Origin of the sequence: Acinetobacter proteolyticus, assembly GCF_000367945.1 — a bacterium.
GTDB lineage: Bacteria > Pseudomonadota > Gammaproteobacteria > Pseudomonadales > Moraxellaceae > Acinetobacter > Acinetobacter proteolyticus.
The window spans coordinates 601,185-602,859 of record NZ_KB849179.1; the positions used below are offsets into that span (position 1 = coordinate 601,185).

Sequence of the window (1,675 nt, forward strand, 5' to 3'; positions counted from 1 at the left end):
AAATCTACAATTAGCTCAATTGTCGGTTTAGCAGGTAGTGCTGTTGGTGCAACCACAGGTGATGTATCAAGTACGGTTCAAGGTGGACAATCTGCTCAGAATGCGGTGGAGAATAATAAAACCTCATATACGCAGGATGTGAAACATGCAGTACTTTGTTGGAGCGCAAAATGTCAGCAAGACTATAAAGACATGGATGCAAGACAAGAGGCTGCGTATAGGAAAGGTCAAGATCAAGCGCTCTCGAAGTTTGTAGAAGACATTAAGAACCTCCCAAATGTACCAAAAGAGCTTTATGATGCTTTAAAAAATGATCCGCAAGGCACAGCAAAAGCAATATTACTTGGTTTAAAAGAAATACCAGGAAATATTTGGGATACTAGTGTGACGATTACTAAGGGTAATATCGCAGGGAATAGCCCAGCTGATTTTGAGAAACTAGGTAAGGCTGAAACTTCAGCTGTTTTGAATACCTTATCTAGTTTATTGAGTGGTGGTGCAGTTGCGGTAGCGAAAAAAGGTGGGAAAATTGTATTAGGACTAAAAGCAGATTTTGATCCGAATCTGAATGTTCAAGTGAATGGCGTATCTGGTGGGAAATCTAAAACAAATTCTATTGATGAGGAAAAGAAAGCCTTAGATAAAATTAAAAATAATCCTAAGGGGGAAAATTTATCTAGTAAACCAAATGATACGGTTATTAATCAGCAAGCTAGCAAACGAGTAAATCAAGTAACAGCCCCGATTGATTTCGATGGACATATTTTAAGTGCAGAGGTCAAACCAAATGGCAGTGTTGTTGGCGGGCATTCTACAGCAACTGGAAATGTTAAAGTTCTGCAAGTTATAGGGAAGCCAGATAAAAATGGAGTTTACCAAGCTAGAGTTGCAGTATCCGATAAGTCTGGACAATATGTGAATAAGACCAATAATGGAGGTGTTTCAACTATGTTCCCAGATAGTTGGTCTGCTGATAGGCTTAAGGTTGAGGTAGATGCTGCCTATAAGAATCGTCAGCCTGTTCCTAACAAACCTAATATGTGGCAAGGAAAAACACCAAGTGGGGTTGAAGTTACTGGTTATTTACAACCTAAAACTACTGTTTATCCAAAACCACCGATGCAATAGAAGATTGGAGCTATATATGAAGATAAAATTTTATTGGTATTTTGATGATGTGGAACAACATAAATTAATGCCTGCAGTTGAAATTAAATGTGTAGATGAAAAGACAATTAATTGTTTGCATGGTGTATTAACTGATGATGCAGGAATAAATTCAATCACTTGGCTAGAAAAAGGGGTTGAAATATTTAAGGAAGTTGAAAATAGCCGTAACTCCACAATATGGGATCGTGATGCTTGGGGGAGTGAATATACTGATGGTAGAGTTAAGCTATATTCACTCTATGATGATGAATACTATATTTATTTATCTTTAGATAGTTTTAGGGATATTTTAAATGCATGGGTGGATTTTAATAGAGCACCTCCGGATTTAGAAAGTTATATTTATTTGGAAATATAATTTTTAATAAAACTTGAGTGGGTAATTAAGAGCCGCTAAAATTACAGGGGTGCCAACTAAACCATGATAACTCAAGCATATGAAAAACTTAAACAGCTTAATTTTGATAATTTTGGAACTATCTATATTGGATATATAGGAGTTCCA

The 1,675-nt window shown here is 36.4% G+C and carries 2 protein-coding genes; both read left to right on the forward strand.

Annotation, left to right across the window (positions count from 1 at the left end; all coding sequences use genetic code 11):
* On the forward strand, positions 1-1,128 hold a 1,128-nt coding region (locus F993_RS14030; RefSeq protein ID WP_004653211.1), incomplete at its 5' end, for an EndoU domain-containing protein.
* 16 nt (positions 1,129-1,144) lie between these two features.
* A complete protein-coding gene (locus tag F993_RS14025; protein WP_004653212.1) occupies positions 1,145-1,528 on the forward strand; it encodes a hypothetical protein in 384 nt (127 codons plus the stop codon).
* Positions 1,529-1,675 lie beyond the last annotated feature (147 nt).